This is a genomic window from Enterococcus sp. AZ062 (assembly GCF_051715065.1).
In the GTDB taxonomy this organism is placed as follows: Bacteria; Bacillota; Bacilli; order Lactobacillales; family Enterococcaceae; genus Enterococcus_B; species Enterococcus_B mundtii.
In genome coordinates this window covers 1637937-1655359 of sequence record NZ_JBIOTB010000001.1, presented here as the reverse complement: position 1 = coordinate 1655359, position 17423 = coordinate 1637937, and the positions used below count along the sequence as shown (strand labels likewise).

Sequence of the window (17423 nt, the reverse complement as noted above, 5' to 3'; positions counted from 1 at the left end):
TTCCTTTCTCAAAAAAGAATTTATTTTATTCGTGTCAAATGACCTCCTAAACAGGATAACATAAATAACGTTATTTATGTAGTATCGTCCATTGTGTGGGTTTATGAAAACGTACAACAAAAAAGGCCAGGCAATTAAGCCCAACCTCGAATTTAAATAACTAATCAATTAACATACATATTTCTTACTTTAAAGTAGTTGATGATTTCAGAAATCCCCATAAAGATCAAGATACCGCCAAAGATTTGGAAAAGCACCATTAAGCTTTGGAATGGATTAAACAGTAAAATCAATCCGCCAATCAGTAAAATCACGCTGTATAATGACCATCCTTTTGATTTTGTATTCAAACTGATGAACAATTGAAATGCGCCATTTGCTAAAATCATCAAGCCTAAAAGAATTGGCAAGATCGAAACGATTGCTGAAGCAAATAAGAACACGATCAGTCCGAAAATCAGAAAAGCAATTGCACTGAAAAGTCCAAATCCCCAAACACCTGTTTTTTGCTTGTTTTTATAGGCTTCAAATAAATTGATCAGTCCTAATAAAACAAAATAAGCTGTGATAAGATAGCCGACAAAATTAAATACGGCAGTTGGGTTGATGACTATGGCGATACCAGCAATGATATAAATAGCTGCTCGTAAAATAGCATGTCTTTGAAAATTACTTCGAATAAGTTCATACATTATTATAACCTCCTTTTTTTTATTTTAACGGTTATTGATGTATAAACCAACTAATAACTAGTAATTCCATTATTTTCTAAGGATTTTTTCCATTTTCTTTCCTTTGGCTAACTCATCGATCAACTTATCCAAATAACGAATTTCTTGCATCAATGGCTCTTCAATATTTTCTACTCTAACACCACAAATGACGCCAGTGATCAATTTTCGGTCAGGATTCAATCTCGGTGCCTCAGCAAAGAAAGTTTTGAAGTCCTTTTCCAGTTTGATCTGTTCTTCTAATTTAGTTTGTTCATAGCCGGTCAACCAATAAATGATTTGGTTAACTTCCTCTTTTGTACGATTTTTTCGTTCTGCTTTTTTTAGATAAAGAGGATAGACAGAAGAAAAAGGCATAGTAAAAATTCGATGTTCAGTCATAAAGAAGCTCCTTTTTCCATTATTATATAATGAACTGTTCAAAAAGAATAGCTATAGTGTCAAGTCTCATGAAAGTTCAGTGAACAAGGGGATAGATAGTAAGAATGCTACATGATACTAATTGTATCTGTGAAGATCAATCAAAATCAGCGTAGTCACGTTCTTGTTTGATCTCAAAAATAAAGGTAGCTAACTGAGCAATCATCTTTTTCCAATCATCTGGACGAACGATGCCGTTTAACAAATAAATTTTTTTGATACTCTCAGGTAGCTGGTTTAGCGGGCAATCACTAATGACGATATCGCATTGTTCCATATAGTAACGTTGGATGACTATTGCCTCTTTTGAAAAAATTTGTTCGATTTTAACAATTAAATCTTTACTGATATAAAAGTCTTTCGTATGATTCACACCGATGATGATCGGTGGTTGCTTTTTGAAACGGTCGTAGAAATGGAGTAATTCTTCGATTACCCATGAAATATTTTCTTTTTCTAGAAAATCTGGTAAGTAATGCCAATTTTCTTGCCGGAAATTCTCATAAAATTCAGCTACGACTGTTTTTAAGTGTTCATAGTTTTTCTGATCTTTATAAAGTAAGAAAGTCGGTAAAGGCGTATTTGGCTGTTCGCTATCCAAAAAGGTATTGTGAAGTTTATTGATCGTAAAGGACAGTGCATATAACTTTTTTTGTTTTTCAGGTAGCTCTAAAGCGAAACGCTGACTGAATGCTTCAACTAATTTCTTGGAATAAATCAAATAAGGAAAATCGATCGCTAACAGTCTTTGATAGTGCGTCAAACTTTGCTCTTCACTATCCAATTGAGAAATCGTTAGGCGTGCTAATAAATTGAGTATGATTCGTTGTTCCCGACAAATCGGTAAATCAGGATTTAAAATATCCACATCAGGTTCAATCAAAAGATCAATATACTTAAACTGACTTAATTCTTTTTGAACATTTTCTAAAGAAGTCATAGGAAAATTGTCCTGGCAAAGTTTTAAGAGAAGATACAACTTATCCAAGACGCCACCATTCATCCCATCCAATAACTCTTTCTTGAAGAAGACATGGAGTGTGTAATCGATTTTTTTTGGCTCTTCCTTGTGATAGGGAAGGGACGTATTAGCAAAAATAGTCCAATAAACATCTAGAAAACAATATTGGATTTGAACTTCACTACCAGTGATTATTTTTTTTCCTTTACTTGAAAACTTGAAGGAGATTCCATATAAAGCTAAAAATTGGTTGATTGCTTTCATTTTAGAATAGAGATATGAAGGACTGTAATTTGTCATTTGGCTGATCGTGACCATTGAGTTGACTTTTTGTCGAAGTAAGGCAGCGATGATTTGAAAATTAGTTGATTCAAAACAATATTTACCAAATAATTCATAATAACACTTCGCAACGTCAGCATCGTTCAAAGAAATTTTGACAAACTTTTTGTTTTTCACTACTTCAAGATTATTTATGCCCAAAGCATGGAAGTCCTGTTCGATTTCATGAAGATATAAAAGAAAATTTGAATCAGACATCTTAAAATGGTCCGCTAGATAGTGCGTGGTGATAAAGAACTGATGCTCTGTTAAAAAAAGAAAAATCTCAAGCTTTGTTACATTTTTCTTCTTTAATAAAAACTTTTTGATTGCTTCTTGTGTTTGCATTGAAATTCCTCCGGTTGAAAATTTTACTGAAAATTTCTTTATTTTCAACAAAAAAACAGTAAATCTTCCGTATCAATCTATATTATCTTATGTTTAACATGATAATGATATTAAATAGGAGGAATTCTCATGAAATATTTAAGTCTTCTCTTTGCTTCAGTTTTACTGAGTAGTGTTTCTGTACCAGTCGAAGCTGCACAGACAGATGAACAACCTAGCAATGATGTTGCTCAACTAGCTTCTCATTCCGTCTGGGCAAATGTGAATCAAATCAAATTTTTAGAAGAACATGTTTCAGCAAACTCTGGTATTATGAGACTTAAACTAGGAGAGACGATCACGGTGAAGGCACTGGTGACTTATTCAGGGGATATCCAACCGATTTTACAGTCTGTTGTCCGATTTGAAAACGTTGATCCAGCCTTAAAGATCGAACATGATCCAGCTTCACTTGTATTCAATAATAAACTAGCAACTTTTACGTTTAATATTACATTAACACAACCGATCAGTAGACCTGCTTTATTCTCTGTAAAAGTGGCAGATGGTCAACCTGGAGATAGACATCACTTGACACCATATAGTCAACGTCAAACAGTTGAACAAAAAGCGGGAGGAACAGGTGGCGTGACTGATCCAGATCCTAATCCAAATCCTAAACCAGATAATCCAGATGAAAACCCAGATGTAACACCAGATAACCCAGACGAAAATCCAGACGTTACACCGGATAACCCAGACGAAAATCCAGACGTTACACCGGATAACCCAGACGAAAATCCCGATGTAACACCGGATAATCCAGATGAAAACCCAGATGTAACACCAGATAACCCAGACGAAAATCCAGACGTTACACCAGATAACCCAGACGAAAATCCCGATGTGACACCAGATAACCCAGACGAAAATCCAGACGTTACACCGGATAATCCAGACGAAAATCCCGATGTGACACCGGATAATCCAGATGGAAATCCTGATGTAACACCAGATAACCCAGACGAAAATCCCGATGTGACACCGGATAATCCAGATGAAAATCCTGATGTAACACCAGATAATCCAGACGAAAATCCCGATGTGACACCGGATAATCCGGATGAAAACCCAGACGTGACACCAGATAATCCGGATGAGAATCCAGATGCAAAACCGGATAAACCAGAGGGGAACAATGGAAACTATGAAGGAGATAACGAGGAAGATGGAAATGGTGGACATGGTGGTGAAGAAGTGATTAAACCACAAATCCACCCTGAAGGCAGCAATCCAACGATCACAATACCTGAGCAAGTAAAACCATTGTCTCAAATTCGAAAACAATCAATTCCATCTGTTGGTACGACAGATGTACTGGTAAATAAAAAATCGTCTGAAAGTGCGAAAGAAATTCTGCCAGTGACAAAAATAGCTCACTCATTAAATCAAGTAGCTAATGATAAGAATTCTGCAACATCAACAGAGGAAACAACGAAGCAATTACCTAAAACGGGAGAGCACAATCGCTTCTTTACATGGATGTTTGGTCTACTGATCACAGGAATGAGCATGGTTACTTTTAGAAAAATCAATTAATGATTGTAATAGGTAAAAAACGCCTTGAAACGGAATGTTTCAAGGCGTTTTTGCGTAGAAAATGATTGATCAGTTAACATAATGGATTTGTTCTTCTTCAATCAACGGATAGGTGAGTAATTCTGTACTATCTAAATCTTCTTTCGTCATATCGACTGCATTGATTTGGCTGTTTGTGTAAGTCGTGTAGTAATAGATTCCTTTATCCACATTGCAACAAGAAGAATAGATCGTATACTCAAATTTTCCATTTCCAACATCACAGAGGCCTTTTTGTTGTTCGACCGATTTTAGGATATGGAAGAATTGACTAACGCTTTCCTGTTCCGTCGTTGCTTTGACGGAATTTAATTTTGTAAAAGCTACTTTGACAAAACGAGAGGCAGAAGATAGATCCCCAGGCAAACCTAAGCCGCCCATCCCACGAGAATAGACCGACAAATCAAGTTGATCTGAGAAATGATTTTTAGGCGTAGTTGGCGACACTGATCGATAGTTATTCAAATTGAATAATTGATAATCAAAAGTCGGATTATTCGTCAATACACCAATTGGGTTGTCATAAATCTTTAATCCTTCGGCAACGGATTCAATGACAATGGATTTTTCTTGATCTGCTAATAGCCAGTGTAGGGGAGATAAAGGTAGTTCTTCACTAAAATTGATGTTGACTAAATTGATATCCGCTAATAACGTACGAGCTTCTTCCACGTTTTTACATTGACTCAGTATCCAAGGAATAAATTCAAACGGGGTGATATTTGTCTTTTCAGGATTTTCATCAAAGAAATGAGCATTTTCAGGGAAATTTAAGCCAGCCATGCTCAAACCTTTTTCATTTGTTGCATCATAATAGAGGGGGTAGTTGTCAACAACTGCTGCCATACCAATGATTGCATAGTGCGATGTTTGTTTTGGGACTTTCCGATAAACAAAAGGGAAATTTCTGGGAGTGATCGTCACCTGTTCATTATAAGAAATCTCTAAATCCAAATTCCGTCCAAAATAATGATTGTTTGTTGTGTAAGTAATAGATGTACACATTATAATAACCTCCTTTGTTTAATTCTATATTAAGACGATAAAGGAAAAATTACTAATAAAATGATTCTCTTTTCTTATAAACTGGTAAATCAAGCGAAAAAAACTCGGTAATGTGATTACCGAGCGTGTTGTTCTTTATTAAAATTTTTAAGCATTTTTTTAGTCAAGTAAAGTAGCATAGATAATTCTTCTTCATCTAAAGGTAAAAAATCAAGGATCTTTTCTGGAATGTCTTTTGCTTGTTCTTGCAACAAAAGTCCTTGTTCAGTTAGAGATAGAATAGTTACCCGTTCATCTGAATCAGCTCTTTTACGAGTGATATACTGCTTACTAGTTAATTTCTTTATTACGGGAGTCAAAGTTCCTGAATCCAAACACAAGATCTGGCCTAATTCCTTCATGGTGATTTGTTTTCTCTCCCATAAAACAAGTAAAACAAGATACTGCGTATAAGTAAGATCCAATGGCTTCAACAAGGGCGTATAGTAACGAGTAATTTCTTTAGAGGTGGCATATAAAGGAAAGCATAATTGATTTTTTAGTAATAACTCCTCCAAATAGACCACCTCCTAATGTGCTACTTTATAGCATACTTGTTTTTCCTAAAAAAATCTAGTTCTCTACGGCTGTCAAAGTGACTTCAATATTGCCAGCTGTTGCTTTTGAATAAGGACAAACTTTATGTGCAGCTTCTAGTAATTCTTGTGTTTCTTCGAGTGATAAACCTTCAACTGAACCTTCGATCTCAACGCCTAACACAAAACTCATTTCACTTTCTGCATATAGAGACACTTGAGCGCTGATTGTTGATGCACCGTCAATATTTTTTTGTGTTTTGATCAAGTCTAGTGCGCTGTTGAAACATGCACTAAAGCCAGCGGCAAACAATTGTTCCGGATTTGTTGCATCTTCTACACGTTTACCTGGAGCTGCAATGTTAAGCTCGAATGAGTGATCTGGACTGTGTACTTCACCAGAACGTCCGCCAGTATTGATCATTTTTGTTGAATACATTTTTTTCATTAAAAATCACTCCTCTTTTTATATTTGATACAATTAAATTGTACACAATTTATTTAGGTAGAGCAACTAACTTGTTTTGAAAAAAAGTCTACTCCTGATTTATGAATAAAAACCAAGAGTAGACTTTTTTATAGGAATAGGTCTGTTCATTTTAATTGGGACATCATTCGATCGGATGGTACGTAAATCCACTACCCATGACTTCTGCTACACTATTGACGATGACAAAAGCATTCGGATCGATTTCTTCAATTATCGGTTTGACTTTAGAAAATTCTTGGTCAGTTACGACCATCAATAACACTTCTTTTGATAGATTACTATAACCGCCTCTAGCTTCTAGGATCGTGAACCCTCGTCCAATCTCCTGACTTAAACGTGTGTGGATTTCTAAAAGATGATTCTCGCTTAGCACCATGATCGATTTTTGACGATTTGTTCCTGTTTCAATGTAATTCATCACGATGGATGTAATTACGATCGACAGAATCGCATAGAGAAATTCATCAAATCCAAAAACAAATAAGGTTAACGAAACAACGACAGCATCGGTCAATAAAAGTCCAATGGAAGTACTTAAATTGAAGTATTTTTTGAAGATAAGGGGAGGGATCGTGGTACCGCCACTAGATGAATTATTTTTGTATAAGATAGCTACACCTAAAGCAAAGATCGCACTACCGAAAATGACTGATAAGAGACGATCAGGCGTGATCATATACTCTGGGACGATCTCAATGATCGCTGGGAAGACTAAACTACCAAATAATACTTTAAAGAAAGGTTTCTTGCCTAAAAAAATCAAGGCCAAGATCAACATGATGATATTCAAAACCAGTATAACTGTTGCTCGGTTCAAACCTAAAGCTGACTCAAGTAAAATACCAAGTCCACTTACGCCACCAGCTGCAATATGATGCGGACCTAAAAACATGTTGATACTGATAGCTAAAATAGTTAAAGCAAACACTATTTTAATGTATGTCCAAATTATATTTCTACCGTGTTTCATTTATCCACTTCCTACTATACATTTATTTCCAACTATTCTCATTATACATTAATTTTGTATAAAAGTTAACAAAGTTGAAAAAGAAAGTTAGATAAACCTAAATTTATAAAGAATAGTTAAAAGATATAATAGGTCGAAATGGTGCATACCATTATATAAAAACAAATATGAAATGGAACAAAGAATGAGATTTTTAGAGCTGGCTCAATCTTTTTTTAATCTTCCTTATAAGAGTTAATTGACCAGCAAAGTGCATTGGCCTGTGGCGATTTTCAAATCATTATCTAAATAAACCGTTGCCTGCCAAAAGTGAATAGTTTTCCCGACTTTCTCAGGATGTGCGACCACTCTCAAGGTACCTGTAGAGGCTTTATTTAAATGTTGGACTTGCAGATCGATCCCTACAGCAAAGTGGGGGGCTTGTAAATATTCGTTAGCCCCAATGCTACAAGCCGTTTCGATCAATACAGCATTGATTCCTCCATGCAAATAGCCATAAGGTTGGTGATGCTTTTCTTCAATTGCTAAAGTCAATTGGACTTCTTTTGAACTGACGGATAGTATTTCGATTCCAAGATATTGTAATAGATCCATAGGTATGCTCCAATCTTGTTTTTTTTTTAGTATAACAGAAATTCTAAATTTATTTTAAGATACTCAAACGTTTTCTTTTTTCTTGTGTATAATAAATCTAATGAATTTTAGGAGGAGATAGAAATGAGAGAATGGAAAACAATCAAGGAATACGATGAGATCCTATTTGAACAATATGGGAAGATTGCTAAGATAACAATCAATCGCCCAGAGGTCCATAATGCTTTTACACCAAAAACAGTCTTTGAGATGATTGAAGCTTTTACAATCAGTCGTGATCGTCAAGATATCGGTGTTATCATTTTGACAGGAGCTGGTGACAAAGCATTCTGTTCAGGTGGTGATCAGAAAGTTCGAGGAAATGGTGGGTATGTTGGTGAAGACCAAATTCCACGTTTGAATGTATTAGACTTGCAACGGTTGATCCGAGTGATTCCTAAACCAGTGATCGCGATGGTCAAAGGTTGGTCGATCGGTGGGGGCAATGTCTTACAACTTGTGTGTGATATCACAATCGCAGCGGAAAATGCGAAATTTGGTCAAACAGGGCCTAACGTTGGTAGCTTCGATGGTGGATATGGCTCAGGTTACTTAGCTCGGGTCGTAGGACATAAAAAAGCGAAAGAGGTTTGGTTCATGACGAAGCAATATAGTGCTGAAGAAGCATTGGCAATGAATTGGATCAATACGGTCGTACCAATCGAACAAGTGGAAGACGTGACGATTGAGTGGGCAGAAGAGATGTTGAAGAAAAGCCCGCTAGCTCTACGAATGATTAAAGCGGCAATGAACGCAGATACGGATGGCTTAGCAGGTATCCAACAATTGGCAGGGGATGCGACGCTTTTATATTACACCATGGATGAAGCACAAGAAGGGCGCGACGCATTTAAAGAAAAAAGAGAACCTGATTTTGACCAATTCCCTAAGTTCCCTTAAACCTCAACCTAATAGCTGGTTGCAAAAACAAACAATGCTTCATCCAGATGCACCAGCCTGTCAGTGGAACGACCAATGTTTGTCTTTTCGCGAGTTGGCATCGCACGTTCAGAGTTTTGCAGAGTATTATCATCGACTATTACCCAAAGCGAGTGAACGAGTTGCCTTGTATTGTGAAAATGATCTAGATGGCTATTTATCGATCTTAGCATTATGGGAATTAGGAAAAGAGATCCAGTTTGTCAACACACGCTTGACGACGAAAGAGATCAGTGAACAAATGGTAGATGCAGGGACATCTATTCTTATTTCTGCCAAAAAATTGGCGGTCAACGATCAAATCACTTGGTATTCATTTCCCGATCCTGCGGAATTACGCGCGGTACAGCCGCAGGATTGGTTTGATGAGGGGTATCAAGAAGAGGCAATCGCATCAATCATGTATACTTCTGGAACGACAGGTAAACCGAAAGGCGTACCGCAAACATTCGCCAATCACTATGCGAGTAGCCAAGCGACTGCGCTAAGTTTAGAAGTGGACCGTTCAGATTGCTGGATCTGCTGTGTGCCACTCTATCACATTAGTGGCTTATCTATTTTATTACGCTCACTTGCTTTAGGCATCCAAGTGATTCTGTTGCAGGGATTCTCTCCTCAACAAGTCCATCAACTTTTAGCAAATGGAAGTGGCAACTATATTTCTTTGGTCAGCAAAATGTTGAAAGACCTTGAACCATTGATGCCAGAAAGTGGTTATGCTCCCTCATTCAAAAAAGTATTATTAGGGGGAGGGCCGGGAGAAGGACGAGTCATGCAAGCATGTATGGAAAAACAGGTGCCTGTGATGCTTTCTTATGGCATGACAGAAACTTGTTCACAGATCGTCGCCCTTTCTCCGGAGTCATTCGAAGCCAAAAACGGTTCTTCTGGTAAAGCTTTGTCTGGGGTATCGATCCGTATCCAAAAAGATACGAAGTCAGACCAAATGGGAGAGATTTTAGTCAAGGGACCATCGATCATCAACCATTACTTGAATCGCGTCAACCCGCATTCTTGGACAGAGGATGGCTGGTTCCACACTGGCGATTGGGGGTATCTTGATGAAGAGGATTATCTTTATATTGTCAGTCGCATGAGTGAACGTATTATTTCGGGGGGAGAGAATATTTTCCCAGTTGAAATCGAGCGTGTACTTATAGCTTGTAATAAAATTGCAGAGGTCGCTGTCGTAGGCACTTGGGATGAAACGTGGGGACAAACTCCTGTCGCTTATGTGCGATTGAATGAACCCCTTACTGATAGAGAAATCACAGAGCTATTAGCGCCATTAGCACGTTACAAGCATCCAACTAAAATCTACTGTGTCTCGGAAATTCCAAAAACTGCGACTGGAAAACCAATCAAACGTCTTTTAATGACAGAAGAAAGAGTGAATTACATTGAATATCAAATTAGATAGCTCAATCGATGATCAGCTTTTAAAAAATCATCTTTATTTTACTTATAGCTACGAGCTTGGTAAACAAACGGTAAAAAAACTCTTACCTCTTGTCCCATCTAAAGGAGATCGCTTTTATTGGTGTCCTCCTGATGAGGATTGTGAGCTATTAGGAATAGGAGAAAATTTATTTGATAGAGAATATGATGACATGCCCAGCGCTATCAAAGAATTTTCTCTTGAGTTTTCTAAAAGTTTTTTAAACGTATCGAGACAGAAGGGGGGACCTTTGCTTTTTGGAGGTTTTCCATTTGATCCAAACAACCTAAAAGAAAAAATTTGGAGTAAGCTTGAATCTGGCTTTTTCATTTTACCAAGTATTCTTTTCAAACGAATAGGTTCAAAGACTCAAGTTATTCTGACAATCAGAAAAGAAGCTGCAACAATCAGAAGTCTTTTAAAAGGTTTTTCGTATTTAGATAGTCTTGTTAGTGAATTGTTAAAAGGCAAAGAACAAGAACAATCTGCAAATATCTTTGTGTCGTCAGAAGAGCTGGCAGTTCCAGCTTTTTTACGCAATGTAGAGGATGCGAGGAAAGAAATTGTACTCGAAGCAACTTCGCTTAAAAAGGTCGTCTTAGCGAGACAAATGGCAATACACGGATCATTCCAGTCGACAACTCAAATTCTTCAGCGTTTATCTGAACAACAACCACAAACTTATCTATTTCTTTTAGCATCCGATCAACATGCTTTCATTGGTGCTACACCAGAACGATTGGTCCAAGGAACGAAAAGCCAATTTATGACTGCTGGGATAGCTGGTTCGGCACCTAGAGGATCGACTGTGCAGGAAGACGATGAAATCGGTAAAGAACTTTTAAAAGACTTTAAAAATACACAAGAACACGGAATTGTTGCTCAACGATTAGAGAATCAATTAGCGAATATTGTCGCCGGCGATGTCGCTGTCTCATCCCGCCGTTTATTGAAAAACCGCGATATTCAGCATTTAGCGATGACTTTCTCTGGAGAACGTAAGCAGGGAGTCTCATTGATCGATGCAGTAAAATTGATCCATCCTTCTCCTGCTTTAGGTGGTGAACCGAAAGAACTGGCGTTGCAATGGATCAAAGATCATGAACCTTTCGGTAGAGGGTTATACGGGGCACCAATCGGGTGGTTGGACCCGATCGAGGATGTCGGTGAGTTTGCTGTAGGCATCCGATCAGGCATCTTGACTGAAACCGAAGGAATATTATATGCAGGTTGTGGCATTGTTGCGGATTCTGACCCCGAGGCAGAGCGCCAAGAAACATTGCTAAAATTCCAACCAATGCTTAGAGGAGTGAAGGGATGACTAAACAACAAGAAATGACTGCGTATTTATTGGCTTTCATCAAGGGAATGAAAGAAGGCGGGCTTAAAAATGTCGTCATCAGTCCTGGTTCACGATCGACCCCACTTGCCTTGTTACTTCATAGAGATCCGGAAATCAAAACAACGGTGATTGTAGACGAGCGATCTGCGGCATTTTGTGCATTAGGTATGGCGAAAGCATTAAAGCAACCAGTTGGAGTTCTTTGTACGTCGGGAACTGCCGCAGCGAACTTCTTTCCAGCAGTTTGTGAAGCAAAAGCAACAAACATTCCTTTGCTAGTGCTTACAGCAGACCGTCCACCAGAAGCACGTGGCGTTGGGTCGCCACAAACGATGGACCAACAAAAGTTATTTGGTTCGCATATCAAAAAGTTTATCGAATTAGCACTTCCTGAAGCCACTCCGGAAATGATACGGTATAGCTACTGGCATGGCGCCAATTGTGCCTATGAAGCAATGCGTGTACCGGCAGGGCCAATTCAAATCAACTTGCCTTTTAGAGAGCCTTTATTGCCTGATTTAACTTTTTCTCTTGATGGATCTTTTCATCCCAAAAAACTGGTTACTCAAATTGTGTCGAAGCAAATGCCAGAGCTTGTTCCTTGGTTATCAAAAAAAGGGATGATGATCGTCGGTAAAGAATTGACACCTGATGAGGCAAAAGCGTTACTTACTTTAGCAACATCTTTACAATGGCCAATCATTGGTGATCCCTTGGCAAATTTAGGTGCTTGTCAACAAATGAGCGATGGCTATCTTCCGCATGCAGATTTGATTTTTTCTGGACCGGTTCCTGAAACTCCTGAAGTCATTTGGCAATTTGGTAATCTTCCTGTAGCTAAAAATGTGATGCTTTATTTAAAAAAAAATCACGAAGCTATTTCTGACTATGTGTTGATCGATGAGGAAGAATGGCGTGATCCATTGCATTTAGGAACAAGTTTTATCCAAATCGGTGTACTTGATTTCTGTAAACTAGTATCGGAAACTTTGGATGCACTACCTAATTCGCCAACCTCTGACGAATGGTTGGCGCAATGGAAAAGAGCTTATCAAAAAGCGAGAGAAGTCATCACTAAAGAATTGTCTATCGATGAATGGAGCGAAAGCAATGCTAGTTGCCAGTTATTGCAAGCGATAAAATCAGAGGAAGCTTTATTTTTGGCAAATAGTAACGCGATCCGCTTTGTTGATCGTTTTGCTTCGCGTACTGGAGAATCATTTCCAATCTACGGAAATCGAGGGGGCAACGGGATCGACGGGTTGATTTCTACAGCGGCAGGAATCGCTTTGGTAAGGAACAAGCGGATGTTTGTCTTGATCGGCGATCTTGCGCTGTTTCATGACATGAACGCGTTGGAGCTAATTCGACGTTATCACTTACCTGTTACTTTAATCGTATTGAACAACAATGGTGGGGGAATCTTTTCTTTTCTTCCTCAAAACCAACTCCCAGAGACTGATTTTGAACCATTGTTTGGTACGCCACTTGATTTAGAATTAGAGAAGGTAGCAGATTTATATAATGGTCATTATATACAACCAACTTCAAGTAAAGAGTTTGAGCAAGCGATTGAAAAAAGCCGGAATCAAAGGGATTGGACATTGATTGAAATTAGAGGGCAACAACAAGAACCTGTCCAGTTATGGGAACAGATGAAGCGTCGTTATCAGGAGGAAATAGGCTGATGCCAGTTAAGACTGTTCGAGCTGCTACTTACCATTACCGTTGGTTACAGCATACTGATCCAAAGCAACCAACGGTTGTTTGTTTGCATGGCTTTACCGGTAGTGCACAAACGTTCATGTTTGAGAATCCTCAGTTTAATTACTTAGCCATTGATTTGATCGGTCATGGAAAAACAGCGGTTTACCTGCATCCTTATCGTTACCAACTTACGTCATTAGTAGCCGATTTGGCAAGTTTTGTCTCATTATTAGAAATTTCCTCTTTTTATGTATTAGGCTACTCGATGGGTGCACGAGTGGCACTTGCTTGGGCAATCGAACAACCACAAGGAATCAAAGGGCTCATTTTAGAAGGTGGAACTGCCGGGATTGCGGATGAACAGCAACGAAACAGTCGTAAAAAAGCTGATCGAAAACTTTCTTTACGTTTAATGAGAGAGCCTCTGATTGATTTTGTTGATGATTGGGAGAAGTTACCACTATTTGCTTCACAACAGGCGTTACCCTTGGAACAAAAAAGCAGAGTAAGAAACGAGCGACTTGCTCAAAATAAGCTAGGTTTAGCATTAAGTCTTTACTATATGGGAACTGGCGCGCAAAAAAATTATTGGCCAGATTTAGCGAGTATCGAATGCCCACTATTGTATCTTGTTGGTCAAAAGGATGAGAAGTTTCAAAAGATCGGTAAACAAATGACAGATGTTAAAGAGATTTTTTGTTGCCAGGTCCTTGCGGATTGCGGGCACTGTTGTCACATCGAGCAACCTAGGCTATTTGAAACAACTGTTACTACTTGGATCAATGAAATGGAAAGGGAGTGGACGCCATCAAAATAGTCAACATCCAACAGTACTGTTTGCGACTACCCTTAGTGACACCTTTTAGAACGAGCTATGGTCGATTGGAAACAAAAGCTTTTGATTTGTTGATCGTGGAAGACGAGTTAGGGAATCAGGGGATAGGCGAGCTGGTCGCTTTTGAACGAGCAGATTACATTGAAGAAACGATTGATATGAGTCGATCGGTATTACAAAAAGAGCTGATTCCTTGTTTATTCGAACTTGACTTCTCGCATCCCTCAGAAATTTGGTCAGCTTTCAAGCATACGCAAGGGAATTTTATGGCAAAATCAGCAGTTGAAACAGCTGTTTGGGATCTTTATGCTCGTCGAATAGGACGCCCATTACAAAAGTTGTTTTCTGCCGAACGATCAGCGATTCCCGTAGGTGTCAGTATTGGTGTCCATGACAACCCGATAGATTTACTTGCGACTGCAAAAACTTATGTTGATCAAGGGTACCAACGAATCAAGTTGAAAATCACTCCTGGCAATGACTTAGTGCCACTGCAAGCGTTGCGTGAGCAATATCCAGAGATCCAATTGATGGCAGATGCAAATTCTGCTTATACGATCAACGATCTGCCGTTATTCAAGAAAATGGACGCCTTGAAGCTTGCGATGATCGAACAACCTTTTCACCCTCGTGACTATGTTGACCATGCCATACTTCAAAAGGAAATCAAAACAGCTGTTTGTCTTGATGAGAATATCCGAACACTGGAAGACGTAAAAACAGCTCATGCATTGGGAAGTTGTCGGGCAATCAATTTAAAGATTCCCAGAGTGGGAGGGATCACTGAGGCTTTAAGGATCGTTGATTTTTGTCAGGAAAATGACTTGCTCGTTTGGTTAGGTGGCATGTTTGAATCCGGAGTCGGTCGAGCGATGAATCTGCATTTTGCAAGTCAAGATTGCTTTACTTTTCCAGGAGACTTGTCTGCTTTTGATCGCTATTTCCATGATGATATCGTCGAACCAAAAGCTAGAATCACAAATGGACTTTTGATGATTCCTGGTCAATCAGGGATTGGTGTCACATGGCAAGAAAAGCAGTTGTTGAAGTATGCGTACGATAAAAAAACATATAGAATTAAATAGTATTTAAGAAGATGAATCACGCGTGTTTTGTAAACAGTGTGTCATTCATCTTTTTTTTTGATAAAAATCTTGTTACCGATAACAGGAATGTAAGCGTTGTCTTTCGGTTATTTATCTTTTATAGTTGTTTTTGTTAACTGAAAGACAAGGGAGGACTGAAATGAATACTGCAGCAATTTATCATCGACCCGAAAGTGAATTTGCTTATTTATACAGTGAGACAACAATGCGGATTCGCTTACGTACAAGTAAAGATGATGTCAAACACGTTTCTGTGATCAGCGGAGATCCATATACGATTTTCTCAGAAAATTGGTATTTAAAAGAACAACCAATGAAAAAAGGGTTAAGTACACTTCTTCATGATTACTGGGAAATCGAGTTGACGAGTGATACTAGACGATTGCAATACGGGTTTCACATCGTGGGAATTGATGGGATGGATTGTTTTTACGGAGACCAAGGAATATTCCCTTATCAAGAAGAAACATTGGCGAATGCAAACTATTATTTCCGTATGCCATATTTTCAACAAATCGATCGCTTCAAAGTACCTGAATGGGCAAAACAAACGATTTGGTATCAAATATTTCCTGAACGCTTTGCGAATGGTGATCCAACAAATGATCCTAAAGGGACGTTGCCTTGGGGAAGTAAAGACCCGGATCGAGAAGATTTCTTTGGCGGAGATCTTCAAGGGGTGATCGATCATCTCGATTACCTAGCTGATTTAGGGATCACAGGGATTTATTTCTGTCCTGTTTTTGAAGCAACCTCGAATCACAAATATGACACGATCGATTATTATGCGGTCGATCCACAATTTGGTGATAAAGAGTTATTGAAAGAGTTAATCACAAAAGCGCATGATAAAGGAATCCGAATCATGCTGGATGCCGTGTTCAATCATATGGGTAGTCATGCACCACAATGGCAAGATGTGATCGAAAATGGCGAGAAATCCCGCTACAAAGACTGGTTCCACATCCATTCATTTCCAGTGGATGCCTATCAAATGACAGATGTTCCTGAAACAGCCGAAAATCTGGCATATGATACGTTTGCATTTACGCCATTTATGCCTAAGCTCAATACAGCAAATCAAGAAGTACAAGATTATTTATTAGATATTGCCACGTATTGGGTCAAGGAATTTGATATCGATGGATGGCGGTTAGATGTAGCAAATGAAGTGGATCATCATTTTTGGAAGAAATTCAGAGAAGCGGTCACTACGATCAAACCTGATATTTATATTTTAGGTGAAATCTGGCATTCTTCTCAAGCTTGGTTACAGGGCGATGAATTCCATGCGGTGATGAACTACGCCTTTATGGATTCGATCAAAGACTATTTCGTCCATAAAAAAATCACACCCACTCAAATGGTCAGTGGCATGAATCATCAGCAAATGCTATATCGTGATCAAGTCAATGAAGGAACATTCAATCTATTGGATTCTCATGATACAGCAAGAATATTGACTTTGTGTAAAGAGGACAAGGAACTGATGAAATCAGTGTTAGCTTTCATGTTCTTACAAAAAGGGGCGCCTTGCATCTACTACGGAACAGAAATCGGCATGACAGGTCATGATGATCCTGACTGTCGAAAATGTATGGTCTGGGAAAAGGACCAGCAAGATCTTGAATTGAAGGGGTTCGTCAAAGAATTGATCTGTGTGCGTAAACAAGTGCAACAAGTGTTGATTGAAGGGGATCTGACTTGGCGATCGGTCGACGATAAAAACGAACAAATTCATTTGACTCGTCATCTCGATCAGCAAACCATTCATGCTTATTTCAATCAAGGAACAGAACCGTACTTGGTCGATTTAGAAAATGATGTTTTATTCAGCCAAAATTGTGACATCTTAAAAGACGGCAAAGCTGAAGTCCAAACGAATGGATTTTTGATCCTTTGTTAAGTTGTTATCGGTAACATAGAGAAAGCGTTTGCAAATCAAGCTTTTGTAAACATATAATCAAATTGTAAGAGGAATAGAA

General features: G+C 38.5%; 16 protein-coding genes. 8 read left to right on the top strand and 8 right to left on the bottom strand.

Going from position 1 to position 17423, the window contains the following annotated elements:
- Positions 1–164 precede the first annotated feature (164 nt).
- From IGJ00_RS07795 to IGJ00_RS07785, 3 genes are all read right to left on the bottom strand, one after another.
- A complete protein-coding gene (locus tag IGJ00_RS07795; protein ID WP_074799062.1) occupies positions 165–692 on the bottom strand; it encodes a DUF308 domain-containing protein in 528 nt (175 codons plus the stop codon).
- A 69-nt stretch (positions 693–761) separates the two neighbouring features.
- Positions 762–1112 (bottom strand): DUF2200 domain-containing protein, encoded by a 351-nt coding sequence (locus tag IGJ00_RS07790; RefSeq protein ID WP_071867413.1) that lies wholly within the window; start codon positions 1110–1112, stop codon positions 762–764.
- A gap of 136 nt (positions 1113–1248) precedes the next feature.
- The gene (locus IGJ00_RS07785) at positions 1249–2781 is read right to left on the bottom strand and encodes a helix-turn-helix domain-containing protein (RefSeq protein WP_086334699.1); all 1533 of its coding nucleotides are present in this window, start codon (positions 2779–2781) and stop codon (positions 1249–1251) included.
- 129 nt (positions 2782–2910) lie between these two features.
- Between IGJ00_RS07785 and IGJ00_RS07780 the strand changes: the two genes are divergently transcribed.
- Positions 2911–4359 carry an LPXTG cell wall anchor domain-containing protein gene (locus IGJ00_RS07780; protein WP_438844293.1) on the top strand — a complete coding sequence of 483 codons (1449 nt, stop codon included), beginning with the start codon at positions 2911–2913 and terminating at the stop codon, positions 4357–4359.
- A gap of 69 nt (positions 4360–4428) precedes the next feature.
- Here the strand turns inward: IGJ00_RS07780 and bsh are convergent, their stop codons facing one another.
- The 5 genes from bsh to IGJ00_RS07755 form a co-directional block, all read right to left on the bottom strand.
- Positions 4429–5403 (bottom strand): choloylglycine hydrolase, encoded by a 975-nt coding sequence (bsh, locus tag IGJ00_RS07775; protein WP_142433008.1) that lies wholly within the window; start codon positions 5401–5403, stop codon positions 4429–4431.
- A gap of 116 nt (positions 5404–5519) precedes the next feature.
- A complete protein-coding gene (locus tag IGJ00_RS07770; RefSeq protein ID WP_142433009.1) occupies positions 5520–5960 on the bottom strand; it encodes a MarR family winged helix-turn-helix transcriptional regulator in 441 nt (146 codons plus the stop codon).
- A 55-nt stretch (positions 5961–6015) separates the two neighbouring features.
- Positions 6016–6426, bottom strand: a complete 411-nt coding sequence (locus tag IGJ00_RS07765; RefSeq protein ID WP_074799053.1) for an organic hydroperoxide resistance protein — start codon at positions 6424–6426, stop codon at positions 6016–6018.
- 163 nt (positions 6427–6589) lie between these two features.
- Positions 6590–7438 carry a YitT family protein gene (locus IGJ00_RS07760; protein WP_071867088.1) on the bottom strand — a complete coding sequence of 283 codons (849 nt, stop codon included), beginning with the start codon at positions 7436–7438 and terminating at the stop codon, positions 6590–6592.
- 234 nt (positions 7439–7672) lie between these two features.
- A complete protein-coding gene (locus IGJ00_RS07755; RefSeq protein ID WP_142433010.1) occupies positions 7673–8032 on the bottom strand; it encodes a PaaI family thioesterase in 360 nt (119 codons plus the stop codon).
- Positions 8033–8155: 123 nt separating this feature from the next.
- Here IGJ00_RS07755 and menB point away from each other — a divergent pair, with 123 nt between their 5' ends.
- The 7 genes from menB (at position 8156) to IGJ00_RS07720 (ending at position 17344) form a co-directional block, all read left to right on the top strand.
- A complete protein-coding gene (gene menB, locus IGJ00_RS07750) occupies positions 8156–8971 on the top strand; it encodes a 1,4-dihydroxy-2-naphthoyl-CoA synthase (RefSeq protein WP_065095843.1) in 816 nt (271 codons plus the stop codon).
- A complete protein-coding gene (gene menE / locus IGJ00_RS07745; protein WP_142433011.1) occupies positions 8946–10430 on the top strand; it encodes an o-succinylbenzoate--CoA ligase in 1485 nt (494 codons plus the stop codon). Before menB ends, menE begins: the two co-directional genes overlap by 26 nt.
- The gene (locus IGJ00_RS07740; RefSeq protein ID WP_438844292.1) at positions 10411–11769 is read left to right on the top strand and encodes an isochorismate synthase; all 1359 of its coding nucleotides are present in this window, start codon (positions 10411–10413) and stop codon (positions 11767–11769) included. The genes menE and IGJ00_RS07740 overlap by 20 nt, the downstream gene beginning before the upstream one ends.
- A complete protein-coding gene (menD, locus tag IGJ00_RS07735; protein WP_438844291.1) occupies positions 11766–13478 on the top strand; it encodes a 2-succinyl-5-enolpyruvyl-6-hydroxy-3-cyclohexene-1-carboxylic-acid synthase in 1713 nt (570 codons plus the stop codon). The genes IGJ00_RS07740 and menD overlap by 4 nt, the downstream gene beginning before the upstream one ends.
- Positions 13478–14314: a 2-succinyl-6-hydroxy-2,4-cyclohexadiene-1-carboxylate synthase gene (gene menH, locus IGJ00_RS07730; RefSeq protein ID WP_142433013.1), complete on the top strand. Its 837-nt coding sequence runs from the start codon at positions 13478–13480 to the stop codon at positions 14312–14314. The genes menD and menH overlap by 1 nt, the downstream gene beginning before the upstream one ends.
- Entirely contained in the window at positions 14305–15417 is a 1113-nt protein-coding gene (gene menC / locus IGJ00_RS07725) for an o-succinylbenzoate synthase (protein ID WP_074799330.1), read from the top strand. Before menH ends, menC begins: the two co-directional genes overlap by 10 nt.
- A gap of 160 nt (positions 15418–15577) precedes the next feature.
- Complete coding sequence (locus IGJ00_RS07720; RefSeq protein WP_071867083.1) at positions 15578–17344, top strand: glycoside hydrolase family 13 protein; 1767 nt, start codon at positions 15578–15580, stop codon at positions 17342–17344.
- The last annotated feature ends 79 nt before the right edge of the window (positions 17345–17423 follow it).